Origin of the sequence: Synechococcus sp. KORDI-100 (genome assembly GCF_000737535.1) — a bacterium.
GTDB lineage: Bacteria > Cyanobacteriota > Cyanobacteriia > PCC-6307 > Cyanobiaceae > Parasynechococcus.
In genome coordinates, this window is record NZ_CP006269.1 from 250399 (window position 1) to 265551 (window position 15153).

The 15153-nt window shown below is 41.0% G+C and carries 13 protein-coding genes; 4 read left to right on the forward strand and 9 right to left on the reverse strand.

All coding sequences use genetic code 11. The features are described from left to right. The first annotated feature begins 59 nt into the window (after positions 1 to 59). Genes KR100_RS14625 through pseG form a run of 4 tightly spaced genes read left to right on the forward strand, consistent with a single transcriptional unit; the run spans position 60 to position 5521 of the window. Entirely contained in the window at positions 60 to 593 is a 534-nt protein-coding gene (locus KR100_RS14625) for a GNAT family N-acetyltransferase (RefSeq protein ID WP_162176451.1), read from the forward strand. After that, a complete protein-coding gene (locus KR100_RS01305; protein WP_038547585.1) occupies positions 590 to 2680 on the forward strand; it encodes an aminotransferase class III-fold pyridoxal phosphate-dependent enzyme in 2091 nt (696 codons plus the stop codon). The genes KR100_RS14625 and KR100_RS01305 overlap by 4 nt, the downstream gene beginning before the upstream one ends. Positions 2681 to 2711: 31 nt before the next feature. Next, positions 2712 to 3398, forward strand: coding sequence for a PIG-L deacetylase family protein (locus KR100_RS14630; RefSeq protein WP_071839970.1), 687 nt, complete (start codon positions 2712 to 2714; stop codon positions 3396 to 3398). Further along, the gene (pseG, locus tag KR100_RS15220) at positions 3395 to 5521 is read left to right on the forward strand and encodes a UDP-2,4-diacetamido-2,4,6-trideoxy-beta-L-altropyranose hydrolase (RefSeq protein WP_162176452.1); all 2127 of its coding nucleotides are present in this window, start codon (positions 3395 to 3397) and stop codon (positions 5519 to 5521) included. Before KR100_RS14630 ends, pseG begins: the two co-directional genes overlap by 4 nt. 18 nt (positions 5522 to 5539) lie before the next feature. Here the strand turns inward: pseG and pseI are convergent, their stop codons facing one another. From pseI to KR100_RS01345, 9 genes are all read right to left on the reverse strand, one after another. Then, the gene (gene pseI, locus KR100_RS14645; protein ID WP_071839798.1) at positions 5540 to 6583 is read right to left on the reverse strand and encodes a pseudaminic acid synthase; all 1044 of its coding nucleotides are present in this window, start codon (positions 6581 to 6583) and stop codon (positions 5540 to 5542) included. After that, on the reverse strand, positions 6580 to 7764 hold the full coding sequence (locus KR100_RS14650; RefSeq protein ID WP_162176453.1) for an alanine racemase: 1185 nt from the start codon (positions 7762 to 7764) through the stop codon (positions 6580 to 6582). The genes pseI and KR100_RS14650 overlap by 4 nt, the downstream gene beginning before the upstream one ends. Positions 7765 to 7780: 16 nt before the next feature. Next, positions 7781 to 8716: an ATP-grasp domain-containing protein gene (locus KR100_RS15505; RefSeq protein ID WP_156097842.1), complete on the reverse strand. Its 936-nt coding sequence runs from the start codon at positions 8714 to 8716 to the stop codon at positions 7781 to 7783. 227 nt (positions 8717 to 8943) lie between these two features. Further along, positions 8944 to 9924: a phytanoyl-CoA dioxygenase family protein gene (locus tag KR100_RS01320; protein ID WP_038542574.1), complete on the reverse strand. Its 981-nt coding sequence runs from the start codon at positions 9922 to 9924 to the stop codon at positions 8944 to 8946. Between the two features lie 4 nt (positions 9925 to 9928). Then, a complete protein-coding gene (locus KR100_RS01325) occupies positions 9929 to 11677 on the reverse strand; it encodes a hypothetical protein (RefSeq protein WP_156097844.1) in 1749 nt (582 codons plus the stop codon). 137 nt (positions 11678 to 11814) lie between these two features. After that, positions 11815 to 12789 (reverse strand): phosphotransferase family protein, encoded by a 975-nt coding sequence (locus KR100_RS15510; protein ID WP_156097845.1) that lies wholly within the window; start codon positions 12787 to 12789, stop codon positions 11815 to 11817. Next, positions 12786 to 13397, reverse strand: coding sequence for a hypothetical protein (locus KR100_RS01335; RefSeq protein WP_038542580.1), 612 nt, complete (start codon positions 13395 to 13397; stop codon positions 12786 to 12788). The genes KR100_RS15510 and KR100_RS01335 overlap by 4 nt, the downstream gene beginning before the upstream one ends. Further along, positions 13394 to 14287: a transketolase family protein gene (locus KR100_RS01340; protein ID WP_239420364.1), complete on the reverse strand. Its 894-nt coding sequence runs from the start codon at positions 14285 to 14287 to the stop codon at positions 13394 to 13396. Before KR100_RS01340 ends, KR100_RS01335 begins: the two co-directional genes overlap by 4 nt. Positions 14288 to 14307: 20 nt before the next feature. Continuing rightward, a complete protein-coding gene (locus KR100_RS01345; protein ID WP_038542584.1) occupies positions 14308 to 15150 on the reverse strand; it encodes a transketolase in 843 nt (280 codons plus the stop codon). Positions 15151 to 15153 lie beyond the last annotated feature (3 nt).

Below are 15153 nucleotides of genomic sequence, written 5' to 3' on the forward strand. Positions count from 1 at the left end.
GCGTCTGTATTGTATCTGTAATACTCGTATTTTAGTTTTTTAGGTGGAGTCTAATTGTGTTGCAGTCGTCCCGTCTGTTGTTAAGAGCTGTCGAATCTTCTGATCTGAATTCGACTTACCTTAGTTGGCTGAATGATCCTAGGGTCAATCAGTTTCTTGAAACTCGCTTTTTTCCCCAGTCTATGGGAACTCTTCAGTCCTATTGGCAAGCACATCACGATAATTCTGAAGTCCCCTGGTTCGCTATTTGTTTGTCAGCGGATGGCCGTCATATAGGAAACATTAAACTGGGTCCGATTCATTGGCTTCATCGTAGAGCCGATATCAGCTTGTTTATTGGAGACCATGGGTGTTGGGGTAATGGTTTTGCCAGTGAAGCTATTGCCCTGTTGCGTGATTGGGCCTTCCAAGAGCTTGATCTGCAGAAATTGAATGCCGGGGTATATGAAGGCAATATTGGCAGCCGTCGCGCATTTGAGAAGTGTGGATTTGAATTGGAAGGGACTCTGCGGGAGGAAGTGGTGAACCATGGAAACCGCCTGGATATCTGGTGTCTTGGACTTCCACGCAGTCGTTGGAGCCCATCACGATGACTACTCTCGGCATTGTTCAAGCTCGCACTTCATCATCGCGTTTGCCATCCAAGGTTCTTTTGCCGATCGGTAACAAGCCGATGGTTGTTTACCAGATGGATCGTCTAAAACGCAGCACTTGCTTGGATCGTCTTGTTCTTGCGACCTCAGATGATAGCTCTGATGATTTATTAGCCAATGTGGTCAGCTCAGCAGGCTTCACGGTTTTTCGAGGCGATCTCAACGATGTATTGGGGCGTTTTCGTGCTTGTGCTGCTGAGGAGAACGCCACTACTGTTGTACGCCTGACTGGTGATTGTCCTCTCAGTGATCCTGCCTTGATCGATGAGCTGGTTGAGGCTTTTCTAAATGGTGAGTGGGACTATCTGGCCAATTGCGCAAATGACCGGCAGCTAAGTGTTCCAGATGGCTTCGATGTTGAGGTGTTCAAAGCTGAGCTTTTGGAACGAGCTTGTCGAGAAGCCTCTCGCCCGTCAGAACGGGAGCACGTGACCCCGTGGTTCTGTACCGATATAGCGGGCTTGCGTTGGGGGCACTTTCGGCACCAGCCAATACGTCCTTACTACCGCGTAACAGTTGATGATTCGAACGATTTAGATGTTGTTCGTCAGATTGTTGCTGCTTTGGAGCCACAGAATCCTACTTTTGGTGTAGATGATGTGGTGTCGCACCTACAGCTACATCCAGAGCTAGCAGCTCGTAACTTGGCTACGGTTCGCAATGAAGGTTACTTAAGGTCATTGGCGGAAGATGCGGTAAAGGAGCAGCTCATGGCATCGGAACAGAAACAAGGTCAGAAGCTTTGGAATCGTGCCAAGAGGGTGATTCCAGGGGGCAACATGCTCTTGTCAAAGCGGGCTGAGATGTTTTTGCCTGAGCAGTGGCCGGCTTATTTCAGCCGTGTTAAGGGCTGCCGTGTATGGGATCTTGATGGCCATGAGTTCATCGATATGAGCATTATGGGGATTGGGACCAATCTTCTTGGATATGGTCACCCCGAAATAGATGCTTCTGTTGCGGCCATCTTGGCAGCAGGGAATATGAGCACCCTCAACTGCCCGGAAGAGGTATGGCTGGCCGAACGTTTGGTGTCACTGCATCCTTGGGCTGATATGGCACGCTTCGCCCGTAGTGGTGGCGAGGCGAATGCCATCGCTATACGAATTGCCCGTGCTGCCACAGGCCGAGACACAGTGGCTATTTGTGGTTATCACGGTTGGCATGATTGGTATCTAGCGACCAACTTGCAGAACGATTCCGGTTTGGCAGAGCATCTGCTTCCTGGTTTGGAACCTAACGGTGTGCCGCGTGGTCTCGCTGGAACAGTTCAGCCCTTCAGTTTCAATCGTCTGGATCAGCTGGAGAGCATTGCTTCAGCCCATGAGTTGGCGGCCGTGAAAATGGAGGTCCAGCGCAATAGCCCTCCAGATCCTGGCTTTCTCGAGGGTGTGCGTGAGCTTTGCACACGCCGCGGCATTGTCTTGATTTTTGATGAATGTACGTCTGGATTTCGGGAAACCTTTGGTGGATTGCATCTCAAATATGGTGTCGAGCCCGATATGGCTATGTTTGGTAAAGCCCTTGGTAATGGCTATGCCATAACTGCCACCATCGGACGGCGTGCAGTGATGGAAGCTGCCCAGAGCACGTTTATCAGCAGTACCTTTTGGACTGAGCGGATTGGTCCTACTGCAGCTCTGAAAACCCTTGAGGTCATGGAGCGTGAGCACAGCTGGGAGCAAGTCACGTCTATAGGCCTGCAGCTTCGTAAACGTTGGCAAGAGCTTGCTGATTGTCATCGTCTAAAGATCATTCATAACGGTCTGCCAGCCCTTACAGGATTCGACTTCGTTAGTCCTCAGGCATTGGCTTACAAGACACTGCTCACCCAAGAGATGCTTAAGAGGGGTTACCTAGCTTCAACGAGTTGCTACACCTGTTTGGCCCACACTTCTGATGTGTTGGAGCCGTATTTTGATGCACTTGATCAGGTTTTTGCTTTGATAGCTCAGTGTGAGAGAGGTCGTTCGGTAGAACTGCTTTTGGAAGGTCCTGTTTGCCATGGTGGTTTCAAACGCCTTAATTGAGAGTGTTTGTTGACTTATGGCTATGGAAGCAATGAATCAGGTCCTGGTAGTAGCTGCTCATCCGGATGATGAGGTGCTTGGTTGTGGCGGAACAATTGCTCGTCATGTTGATTCCGGTGATCAAGTTCAAGTTCTTATTGTTGCGGAGGGTTCGACTTCACGTTTGCAAAAGCGTGATCGAGTTCAAGTAGCTGATGAACTCTCAGTTCTTGCAAATGCTGCACAATTGGCCGGATCAATCCTTGGTGTATCAGGTGTCGAACTCCTTGATTTTCCAGATAATCGTCTTGATTCTTTGGATCGCCTTGACCTTATCAAGTGCATTGAGGAACGTATCATTCGTCATCAACCAGAGTGTATTTATGTCCATCACTCTGGTGACGTGAATGTCGACCACCGCCGACTTCATGAAGCGGTAGTTACTGCATGCCGGCCTATGCCAGGAAATGTAGTAAGGCGTCTTCTAAGTTTTGAAGTAGCCAGTAGTACGGAATGGCAGCCACCGGGTTCTTCGCCACCATTTCAGCCCAATTGGTTTGTAGATATTTCTGAGCAGCTCTCGCGAAAGAAGCAGGCTCTAGAGGTATATAGCAGTGAAATGAAACCTTGGCCTCATGCACGTTCGATTGAGGCCCTCGAGCATTTGGCCCGATGGCGTGGTGCTCAAGTTGGGCTAGAAGCCGCCGAAGCGTTTTGCCTTCTGAGGTCAATTGTATGAGTCGTTTTATATTTCGTTGTGACTCCTCGAATCTCATCGGAAGTGGACATATTGTTCGATGCCGAAACATTGCCCGCGAACTTGTAAAATCAGGAGCAGAAGTAATCTTTATATGTAGACCACAGTCTGGCGATTTAATCAGGAGCCTAGATGAAGAATTTAATGTCTTATCTCTGCCACAAATATTGCCAAACTATAATTTAAACGACCAATCTTTACATCTCTCTTGGCTTGGTTGTACTCAAATTGAGGACGCTACTGACTGTATAAATGCATTGCTCTCTCAAGATATTGATACCGCGAATTGGTTGGTTGTTGATCATTATTCTCTGGACTCGCAATGGGAAAATATTATGCTTGGATATTTTTCTAGTAAAAGCAACTGTAAATTGCTTGTGATAGATGACCTGGCGAATCGTCCGCACGAAGCAGATTTATTGATTGATCAAAATTTTTTCGGAAGTAAGACGCAGCAACGATATAAAAATCTAGTATCTACAAAATGCAAGCTATTATTAGGACCAAGCTATGCCCTAATAGGACCTGAATACTCGCAGCTTCATTCTTTAGTGCCATTACGAATGAGTATGAATAGAATCCTTATTTTTTTTGGTGGTTCAGATATAAATAATGGAACTTTAAAGGCCGTCAAGGCGCTTTTGTCTAAAGAATTTAGTCATATTTTTGTTGATATTGTTTTGGGATTTAAGTGCAGCTCTCTTGAGGAAATTAATTCATTAATTAAGGATAAAATGAATTTTACTCTTCACACTGCGTTGCCAAGTCTAATTGGACTTATTGCAAGGGCAGACTTGGCAATAGGAACTGGTGGTATAACGACTTGGGAAAAAGCATGCCTTGACTTACCAAGTATCGTTATATCTGATGGTGAAAATCAAATTGGTTATAACAAGTACCTTCACAATCATCGATATACTTACTATTTAGGTGATATTGATCAAGTAAATCCTGATCAGATCAGACAAGCACTCAATTATGTTAGTTCACCACACTTTTTCCAGCCTGGTTCACAGTTGGTTGACGGATTAGGCGTTTTTAGAGTGATTCATGCATTACATGATCAACTATCCACGCATGGATGCAGAGTGCAATCTGCTAATAACAAATATTTCACAAAAGAATTTTTAAATAGCTATAAAAATCATATAAATTTAAACTGCAAATGTGAATCGTTTAAGCCATTAAGCTATGATTCATCGCACAATTATTGCGTATCTGATTTATCCAACTTACCACTATTTGTAATGAGGTTTTTAAATACAAGTTTATCCAATGCTTTGAATTTAGTTGTTCGTGAAGAGCCTCATTATTCGTTTAATTGTGATAATAACTTTTCGCAATCATTGCTTGTTCAAGGTATATTCAGTGAGCACATTCGTAATAATCACAAATTATCTAGTAAATATATCTACCATTGTTTGCAATCACCTACCCAGATTTTAAAATCTGGCCAATTACCTCCTTCCTGTATTTCTATATTGACAGATCAATCTTCATGGATTAATAATTATCTCCCTAAATTAATCTTTTCACTCTGGGAACGTAATCATGCTGTTAGACTGATACATTCAGTTGACCAATTGTGCGAAGGCGATGTCTGCTTTGTTTTGAGTTTTAGTTCAATAATTAAGTCTCAGTTTCTCTCCCTTCATCGTTTTAATCTTGTTGTTCACGAAAGTGATCTACCCCAGGGGAAAGGTTGGAGTCCAATGTCTTGGCAAATCCTTGAGGGTAATAATTCAATTCCAATCTGTTTAATAGAGGCTAGCCACAATGTTGACTCTGGCTCTATATATCTTAAGGACCAAATTAATCTTGAAGGGCATGAATTGTCATCCGAATGGAGAAAAATGCAAGCGGCTAAAACAATAGAGCTTTGTTTGAGATGGTGTGATAATAATAATGACTGTATTATTAATAGTAAACCTCAGTATGGCAACTCGACCTTTTATAAAAAAAGGAAACCAGATGATTCTATGTTAGATGTAAACTACACCATATCTGATCAATTTGATCTCTTAAGAATTGTTGATAACGAACACTATCCCGCGTATTTCCAACATCGTGGCCAAAAATACAAAATTAAAATTGAAGAGTGTTAGATTTGCTAATAGCTTTTACTAATTGTTTTCAATTAAATCCCAAGATAATGGCGTACCTCTTTCAATATTTTTACTAGCTTTTTGTCCAAATATAGATTCTAAATGTTTCGGCGATATTCCGTACCCAGGCCTAATAGATGCAATATTTTGGCTTGTAAATTCCTCGCCCTTAGATATTGGCCTAATAATAAAAAGTGAGCGCGAAAAAAATCTTTGTTTTGCATTTCCACCAATATTGTAAAGACTTGAAGAGCCCAATGCTTCTGAGACTTGTCTTATCTTTTTAACCATTTCCTTAAAATCTTCCGCTGTCATTGAGAAGGATGAATCGGCTGATTCTATTTTTGCGTTGAGCATAAAATGTTTTTCTATAAATGTAGCTCCTAAGGCTGCAGCAGCTATTGGCACAGAATCCCCAATAGTATGATCGGATAATCCATACTCACAATTAAATACCGTTCCTAACGTCTTCATCGCTTTTAGATTACATTCACTATAACTTGCAGGATATGAAGAAGTACATTTAAGCAGTGTTATATTATAATTTAATTCATCATGGCATGTATTTACTGCATTTTGAATTTCTTCTAGGGTTGCAATTCCGGTTGAAATTATAATTGGTTTTTTTGTTGCTGCAGCTTTTCGTATTAGCTGTAGATCAGTTATTTCAAAACTTGCAATCTTGTAGGCTGGACAATTAATTGATTCGAGAAAATTGATTGAATCAACGTCAAAAGGCGAAGAAAAACAATGAATTCCGCAATTTTTTGCTGCTTTAAATAAAGGCTCATGCCATTCCTTTGGTAAAAATGTTTCAACTTCTAATTCATATATTGTCTTTTTTGACCACAAAGAATCATTCGGTATTCTAAAATATTCATTATCACAGTTAAGTGTAATTTTGTCAGGATCAACTGTCTGTAACTTTATAGCATCAACTCCACACTTGGCGGCAGTTTCTACACTTTTAATAGCCACTTCAAGATTTTGAGAATGATTAGCGGATAACTCAGCAACTATAAAGGGAGTCCGCTGGCGAGAAAATGAATCGGGAAATTTCATTTTGTATCAGGAATTGTGTTGGAAAATAAGCTTTTCAAGTTTTTCCGAGAAGAAACTAAGAAGTCTTTCTCGCCGTTTAAAACAACTGATGCAGGGGGATATTTTATAAATGACATAGATTGAGATTCACAATATGCTCCAACTGAGCCAATCTGGAAAATGTCATTCATATTGGGGGGTTGTAAAGCTACCTGTTCTGCAAGGCAATCAGATCCCATGCACAGCGGTCCGAAAATATCGAATTTGTCCTCATTAACTCGGACATTTCGATTATTACAGTTTTCAGAGATATTTCTTATTGGGTGCACTCGATATTGAATCGAAGGCAAGATATTCTTGCCAGCGTCTATTATTATTCTATTTTTTTCTATACTTACTATGCTCGAAAGTAGAAAAACTGACTCATCTACTAGTGCTCGGCCAGGCTCAAGAAAAAGTCTACATTTAAACTTTTCAAGATATGGCTGTAATGCTGTACAGATAATTTCTGCATACTCTTCGATCTTAGGTACTTTCCAGTCCTCAGCTTTATAATTATTAAGTCGTGCCGACTCCGTAGGAAAACCACCACCTAAATTTAGGTATTTTAGTGAGATTGGTAATGACATGGCCACCGATAACATTTGATTAGCAAATTGTTTATATTTATTCGTATCCAATATTGATGTTCCGGCGTGAATATGTAAACCAATTAGATTAATATAATCGGATTTATCTATATGCTTTAAGGCTGTCATCCAATTTTCACTATTAGTGTCAAACCCAAATCTTTTCCATGACTCATTGTCTGGTCTTATTCTTAGTGCAATTTCGCAGCTTTTATCTAGCTCGTTGGTCTTTTTTAAAATACGGCTCAACTCATCCAAATTATCTACCTGTATTATGTGCCCTCGTTGTATACATTGGCCCAGTTCATCTGAAGTCTTGGCAGGTCCATTTACAATGATCTTACCTGTAATTCCTAGCATTTCAAGCAAATCAATTTCAAATCCACTAATTATTTCAGGTGGAAATCCATTTTCGTTCAGGGTTTTTACTATCCATGGATTATAGTTTGTCTTTACTGAGTAATTTACAGTTGTCTTTCGCCAATGTTTTGTAAAACAATTTCTAAACGCGAGAGAATTTTCAATTAACTTTGCTTGATCGATACAAAAAAGAGGCGATCCATAGTCAGCCAACAAAGCTCTAGCGCGATCATAAGTTATATTCACAGATCTCTTTGGAAACCCTCTTTATTATAGCACCCTCGTTTGCTATCGGTAAATTAAAGTTTGGCTTATTATTTACAATATTGATCAATTCTCCGATGATATCAACTGAAAATGCATATGAAAATGCGAGCGCAGCAGATGGTCGTGGATTAACCTCATATATTTTCGGTTTGCCCTCATTATCTTTTGCACATTCAATATTTATCATCCCGCTTACTTTGTACTTCTCAATGAATGAATTAATCAAATTTCTAATCTTTATGTCATCTACAATTTTGGCTTCGACAATCGCTCCGAAATTAGGTTTCAATCTTTCCTGTATTAGCGAGTATAAAACCCTTCCTTCGTAGCAGAGAACATCAATGTTATAATCCTTACCCGGGTAATATGGCATGCCAATAAAATCTAGTTCTTTCCATTCTATGTTCATCCTTATCAGCATTTCAAGTGAAATGCGATTATTGGCCAGTCCAAGTAATGTTACTTGAGAGTCTGAATTTGCATCTACTAAATAAACTCCTCTTGAACCAGAAGCACGCGAAGGCTTGATGATAAACATTCTGGATGGGTATCCATACAACTTTGATGCTCTAATTAATGCTTTGTTCGATTCTATTAATACATGTTTATCTTTCGTGGCACAATTAAGTAGCCAATTATCGAAAAATCTATGCTTTGAACTGCATAACTCGATAAACGAATGACTAGGCAGCAAGCATTTACAGTTTAGTCTTGATAGTTGATTTTTCATTTCACTAGTGGTTAATGCATAAGCCTCAACATCTGATAAAATAAGTAGATAATCAATCTTTTCTATACTAACAATTCTTAGAATTTCGGATGAGTATTGCTCTGGCTTTTCATGAGCGAATTGAACCGGATACCTTTTTTCAAGAAGGTTAGAATCAATAGGACTCAATTTTGCATCGAATCCAATGAATCGATAATGCGTATTTTCCCGACTTAAATTTACTAGAATAGAGTCAATTATATAACTCGAACAACAAGATATGCCAATTGTAATCATCTATTAAAAGATCTACTCTAGCAGCCTTTTTAAAGATAGCGGGTTCCCACAAGCTTCAGTGCGATGACTTTGTGCAATCCTATCTTTTCTTAGTATTCCCACTCATTGTATTCAGGACATTATGCCGTTGTAAGGTTCTGACAAAAGGTGTTAGCAGTGTATAGAGGTTGCAATACTCTTCTAAAGCCATTCTTAACGCGTGTCCCTTTATGCCAACACCGTGTATCTGCAATAACGATTTCCCCTTGGTTACAAATAAGTGTCTTCCAGTCTTCACGAGCATAAAATTTTTCAATCTCTGAGTCGTCATACCTCGAATAACCCTTTGAAGTCATTATTTGCTCCATTAAATGTTTGGAGCTCGGCCAGTGAGACCTTGGTATGTACATATGTGGTCCATTATTAGGTCCTACACTTGTTAGAAAGATAAATATCTTTAGCCATCTTAAGCCATCTAGATCAAAATGAAACTTTTGTGCTGCTTCCCCTTCTTCCTCGGTTGATTGATAAGTGTTCCATAAGGATATCCTTGTAGCTTTAACAGGTGCCCCCAGGCTCATCGATACAATACTTTTCAGGACACTATCCGAGATTAAGTCTTGGACTGGATTATGCGTTTCAACCGATTTCAAGTCTGCCTCAGCCGTAATAGTCCCTTCTGGTGTTTCATATAGATATCCTTCTTTATAAACAATTTCTTGGTTTGCCTTATTTTTGATCATAAATGTATGTTTGCATTGGTTGGCGAAATCATTAAGTTCCTTGATTGTAGCGCTTGTCAACCTTCGGGGAAATAATGCGTATCCTTCATCGACTATCTGATGGATTGTGGATGTGAATTCTTCAGATGTTAGTGACCATCTTTTTGACTTCAACGAAATTTGATTAACAATATTAAGTCGATTTCCATGAAACAATCTATGAAGGATTTCTTGAACTTCGCCACCACTTTCACAATACCTTTTTAGTAACTGAAGATGAACTTGTTCAGTAGTTTTGTTATTTTTGAAGTTTTCATAATATTCTTTCTTGTAGATGTTGAATTCAAGATCACTGATGCCCAGTTCTTTTAGGCGTTTAGTTAATTTTGTATTTTCCATGGCTTTATTTGTTTAATAGTGAGTCATGAAAAGAGGCCAAAAATGGTGTAAATAAGCGTGGATTTTGTATCTGTCGAACCATGGATTTATGATCATTAATATCAATAATAGCAGTCATGCAGGAAATAAAATAAGATTTTGAGGCTTCTTTTCTGGTGACAATCCCTAATTCTTCGCAATCTTCTTCTGTTGGCAAAGTTAGCATAGATAATGCAGCCTTAATACGATGATAATATTCATCTTTTGATTTTAGTTCGCTTGTATTACCCAATATGGAATATGTTCCGGCACCTGGCATACATTTGTAGAATGTGTTGATAACAATTTTTCCTAACATTGACATTTCGAGACCAATTGAAGACCATCCATTTAAAATAAGGTCACTCTGCTCGCCAAGCCAATAGGATGATACAGAATCATTGGGTTCAACAATAATGCAATTTTCTAATCCATTAATTTCTTGTATTAAAGGATAAATTAATTTATATTCTGGTGAAATCGTACCACCCCGATGATCTTTTCCAAGTCTAGGATGCATTCTAACTATAACCAAGCAATTGCTTTTGTATTCACTGTTTATAAATTCGATTGTATCCTTAATCCACTCTTCCTGAGATTTAAATGGATTTGTATATAAATAGCTTATATCTGTTTCGTATTGATTAAATGTATATCCCCAAACATATACCTCGTCCATGCTGGATGTGTATATTGTAATGATCTTCATTCCCCGCGCTTTTGCGCTGCTTATCTTTTTCGATAGTTTTTCTAAATCACTTGATGTGGCATCATGTTTTGGGGAATAGCATTGTGCACCTCCTTCGCCAAACATCTTTTTCTTTATAATTGACTCAACAAATTTTGTGCTACTAGTGTTCAGCTCAAATGTATTAAATTTTTTTTGATTACTATTATTATACATTAGTATATTGTCACCTGGTGTGCCTTGAATCTTGACCAATCTCTCGCAATTCAAAATTTCTTCTGCATACACCCCTCCAATACTTGGTATGTCAAAATACCTCGTCTTTATCCCAATAAGCTTACACGCTAGAAAGAAAATAGAACAGCCAGTGTAATCTGACATACAAAAGCCATATGAAGACTTCCATGTATTAGATACTATTTCTATTAAAAGCCAAATATTAAACTTTATTGAATCGATTAATTTAGAGTATAGGTACTCTTTTGGTGATTCTATAATGGTATTAAGGCACGCCTTATACGTCAGCCCTATATCCTTCATGCAGATTTCACTAATTTTTACCTTGTCTATGCTCAGATTTATCAGCTCCTTATCTTCGACAAATGAAAATACATAGTCTAACAAGTCAGCTATTTTACGTTTTTTCTCATCAACATTGCTTTTAATGTCTAACTTGCCAAGCCGTGCTAACTCATTTTTGTCACAGTATAGATTTATGATTTGATTGTTTATTTCGTAGAATCTTACCGTGCTGTCTAATGCCGATAACCTTATCTTATTTTCAACAGAACATAGAAAATGAGACAAAGGAAAATTTAGAAACTTTACTTCATAGCCTATTTCTGATAATTCTAGAGCTAGCTCAGCTTGTTTTTGAAAATGCGGAGCACAAAAAGAATCGCAACTAAAGAACAACGCGGTATTGTCTTGTTTCGAATTTCTTATGGGAGGTGGTGGTAGTGTTTCAAGGCAATTGACTAAATAATCAATTTTTTTATGTATGCAGCACATCTCAAGAGAATTGATGATCTTTTCAATGTGTGTCACTTGAAAACATACAGATATATGTTATTTTATCATGTCTGGTTCTTAAAGCGTTTGCCAGCTTTCTTTCTTATAATAGACCTCTTTGTCTTTATTATTTAATTTATGCACGACATGTTTGTTCAATGTTTGAAAAAGAACTAGTTATCAAGCCTTTTTGTCGCTTGATAGTAGCTCTTCATCATATTGAACTGCTTTTGTGTTAATGTCCCATTTCTTGCCGAATTTAGCATGATTAAGCACCACTTTAGTGCTATTAGTGGCTTGATATCGTAATAGCGCTCTACCCATGAATCTCTAATCTTCGAATAAAAATATTTGCATAGATACTGTATCAGCTTTGATTCTTCGTTTTTATTAAAAATATATTTTGGTTGGAGAACCCAGTCAGCAGCAAACTTGCTTAGGTCGTCTAGTCCCGCATATTCAAAATCTATAAAATACAGGCAATGATTATTTGCTAGAGTATTGTGTATGCCTACATCTGATGGGGATACAATTTGGTTCGTATGAATGTCGTTCCAATGGCTTAAATTCTTTATGCGCTTTATTAACTTGCAATTTATCTGTTCGTAATCTGGTTGCAAGATCTGTTCAACCCATTCTATTACATCCTCTTTTAATGAATAGCTTGGGCAATTATTTTGGATGTACATTATGCGACGATTTATTGATTGGCTTATGCTATGCGTTGATCTGCATGATTCAGATGCAAACTGTAATCTTGGTTTTTTTTGAAATAAGTTTGTTTTGTTGATATCACTTATAAAAGAAGTAATTTGCATGAGGCTTTGATCATTGATTTTATTTAGTCTCTCGCCTTTGATCCAGCTTAATAAAGACCATCCATTTTGAATGTCTGAAGAGTGCAGTATTGGTGTTGTTTCTAAGTTTAGGCTTTTAGTATACTTTAAGAAGTTAACCTCAGTTAAGCACCTGTTTCTTGCATCTCCATTTCCAGGTAGTTGATACAGCTTTAAGGCGTACTCTGTATCGTTTTTGTCTCTAATGTGATATACCGCACTATTGATACCGCCTTCGACTTTAGAAATGGATGATACTTCTATTCCCTTTCTTGCTAATTTATGTATTGCTTGTGAAAGTCTAGAATTCATTTTGTTTTTAAGTCTAGGTCCTTTATCGTTTGCCAGTGTGTTAATTTATAGCTTTCATGGTATGCGTTATTGCACCTCTTTTTTGGGTCGTATAGGTATTTTTTAATGCTGTTCGGTAACATGTTTAAAATCTCAGGCAAATCATCGATATAATGCGTGCATTCAAGTTCTATTATTTTGCTTATTTTCGCTCCCTTGCTTTCCTCGAAGTAAACATTCTTTTTTTTCAAGCTCAGTCCATCTGCCGAAAAGAATTTGTATTTTTCAAGCCAACTCCAGGCTGCTCGGTGCAGATCGAATGCAGGTCCTTTGTAGGGGGTTCGGGTTTTATGACTTACGATCACCATGGGTATCTCTCGCTGATGTATTTCATCGAGTGCTTCCAGCATGCCTTCAGCTGGCTCTGCTTCCAGAATCCTCAAGCCATACACTTCTCCTTGCAGAAGGGTGAATTGTTCGTCTCTTCCTTGGCTGCGGAGGTAATCGCGGATTGCTGTTTTGTCTGCAGGTACAGATTTTTCGATTAAGCCTTTTTCAACTGCCAGCTGGTGAAAGAGCTTGTCGTAGCGAACCAGGGTGTTATCAAAATCAAGGCCTAGGAGCGTCATAGCGATTGCACCAGGTTGGCAATGGCAGAGGCATTCAGACCCTCACTTTCGCGTACATAGTTCTGATCTCCCAGCTGATGCACAAAGTGATCGCCAATACCCATGCGTTTGATTTCAATGGTGTTTATTTGCTGCTCAGAGAGCCACTCCAGCAGTGCTGAACCCAGTCCGCCGGTTTGATGGTGCTCTTCCAGGCTGATCCAATGGCTGTAGCCCGCAGTCACACACTGATGCAGGAATTGGTGATCCAATGGTTTGATGCTGCCCATGCTGGCGATGGCCAGTTGGATGCCTTTCTGCTCCAGCAAGGTGCTGGCTTGCAGGGCTTCTGAAAGAATCGGACCGATGCCGAGTAGCAGAATTTTATTGCCTTGCTTCAGGAGATTTGCCTTGCCGATCCCCAGAGGTGCATGCTCAGCAAGTAGATCAGGTTCTCCTTTCTTCCCGATGCGGATGTAGGTGGGTTGGCCCTCGGTAATAGCTTGGCGTAATTGAGCCTCTAGCTCCAGTGAATCAGCTGGTGCACAGACCTGTAGGTTGGGAATGCTGCGCAGGATGGCTAGATCTTCGAGGGAATGATGGGTAGCACCGAGTTCGGCATACGACAGGCCTGAGCCGGTTCCCACGATCACCACGGGTGCCTCGTGGTAGGCCACACCCGTGCGGATCTGCTCCAGACAGCGGGTGGTGGTGAACGGGGTGATGGTGTACACCACAGGCCGTAGGCCGCTCAGCGCCATGCCAGCGGCCATGCTCATCATGTTCGCTTCTGCGATCCCGCAATTGAGGAAGCGTGTTGGCGCCACCTCCTTGTAGCGATCAAACATCCGGTTGCCGATATCACCCGAGAGCAGGCAAACATCGCTGCTTTCTTGGACGAGTTCTTTCATTACTCGGGCGAAGGCATTTCTCAAAGCTGCACCTCCTGGAGCTCAGCCAGTGCTGCAGCCAGCTCGTCTGGGTTGGGGGTGCGGTAATGCCAGTTGTTGTCGTCTTCCATGAATGACACCCCTTTGCCTTTAATTGTGTGGGCCACGATCACACTGGGCTTGCTGGTTTCTGTTCGTGCGGCAGCGAGTGCCTGGCCAATCGCTGCTAAATCATGGCCATCAATCTCCTGGGCATACCAGCCGAAGGCTTCCCATTTGGCCGCTAACGGTTCAAGGGCCATCACCTCTTGGCTGCGGTCTGTGGCCTGCCACTTGTTGTAATCCACAATGGCTGTGAGGTTATGGACGTGCTGGCCTGCCGCAAGCATGGCAGCTTCCCAAATGCTGCCTTCATTGCATTCCCCATCACTCAACAGGGCGTAGCAACGGCTGTCGATGCCTTGGATGCGTTGGGCAATTGCCATGCCAATGGCCATCGGTAGACCGTGACCCAGAGAACCGGTGGCTGCCTCCACGCCTGGGATGTAGCCAGGTTTGGGGGGGTGCTCATGAAACACACTCCCAGGTTTTCCAAATTCAGCCAGGCGCTCAATTTCAAAAAAACCCCGTTCCGCCAGCACCTGGAACAGCACGGGTGCTCCATGGCCTTTGCTCAGCACAAAGCGGTCACGATTTGGGGCTTCAGGCTCCTGGGGGTCAATGCGCAGTTCTTGCCAATAGAGCGTTGTGAGTAATTCAACACAGGAGAGGCAAGAGCCCAGATGGGGAATACGGGCACGGGCTGAGGTTTCAATTGTGCGTCGCCGGATGGTGAGGGCTATCCGGTTCAGCGCCGCAGTGGACTCAGGAGCTGTGGTGGCCATGGC

Coding starts and splice junctions, on each gene's coding strand:
- KR100_RS01305 (WP_038547585.1), top strand. CDS start 590: ATGACTACTCTCGGCATTGTTCAAGCTCGCACTTCATCATCGCGTTTG.
- KR100_RS14630 (WP_071839970.1), top strand. CDS start 2,712: ATGAATCAGGTCCTGGTAGTAGCTGCTCATCCGGATGATGAGGTGCTT.
- pseG (WP_162176452.1), top strand. CDS start 3,395: ATGAGTCGTTTTATATTTCGTTGTGACTCCTCGAATCTCATCGGAAGT.
- pseI (WP_071839798.1), bottom strand. CDS start 6,583: ATGAAATTTCCCGATTCATTTTCTCGCCAGCGGACTCCCTTTATAGTT.
- KR100_RS01320 (WP_038542574.1), bottom strand. CDS start 9,924: ATGGAAAATACAAAATTAACTAAACGCCTAAAAGAACTGGGCATCAGT.
- KR100_RS15510 (WP_156097845.1), bottom strand. CDS start 12,789: ATGAATTCTAGACTTTCACAAGCAATACATAAATTAGCAAGAAAGGGA.
- KR100_RS01335 (WP_038542580.1), bottom strand. CDS start 13,397: ATGACGCTCCTAGGCCTTGATTTTGATAACACCCTGGTTCGCTACGAC.
- KR100_RS01340 (WP_239420364.1), bottom strand. CDS start 14,287: ATGAAAGAACTCGTCCAAGAAAGCAGCGATGTTTGCCTGCTCTCGGGT.
- KR100_RS01345 (WP_038542584.1), bottom strand. CDS start 15,150: ATGGCCACCACAGCTCCTGAGTCCACTGCGGCGCTGAACCGGATAGCC.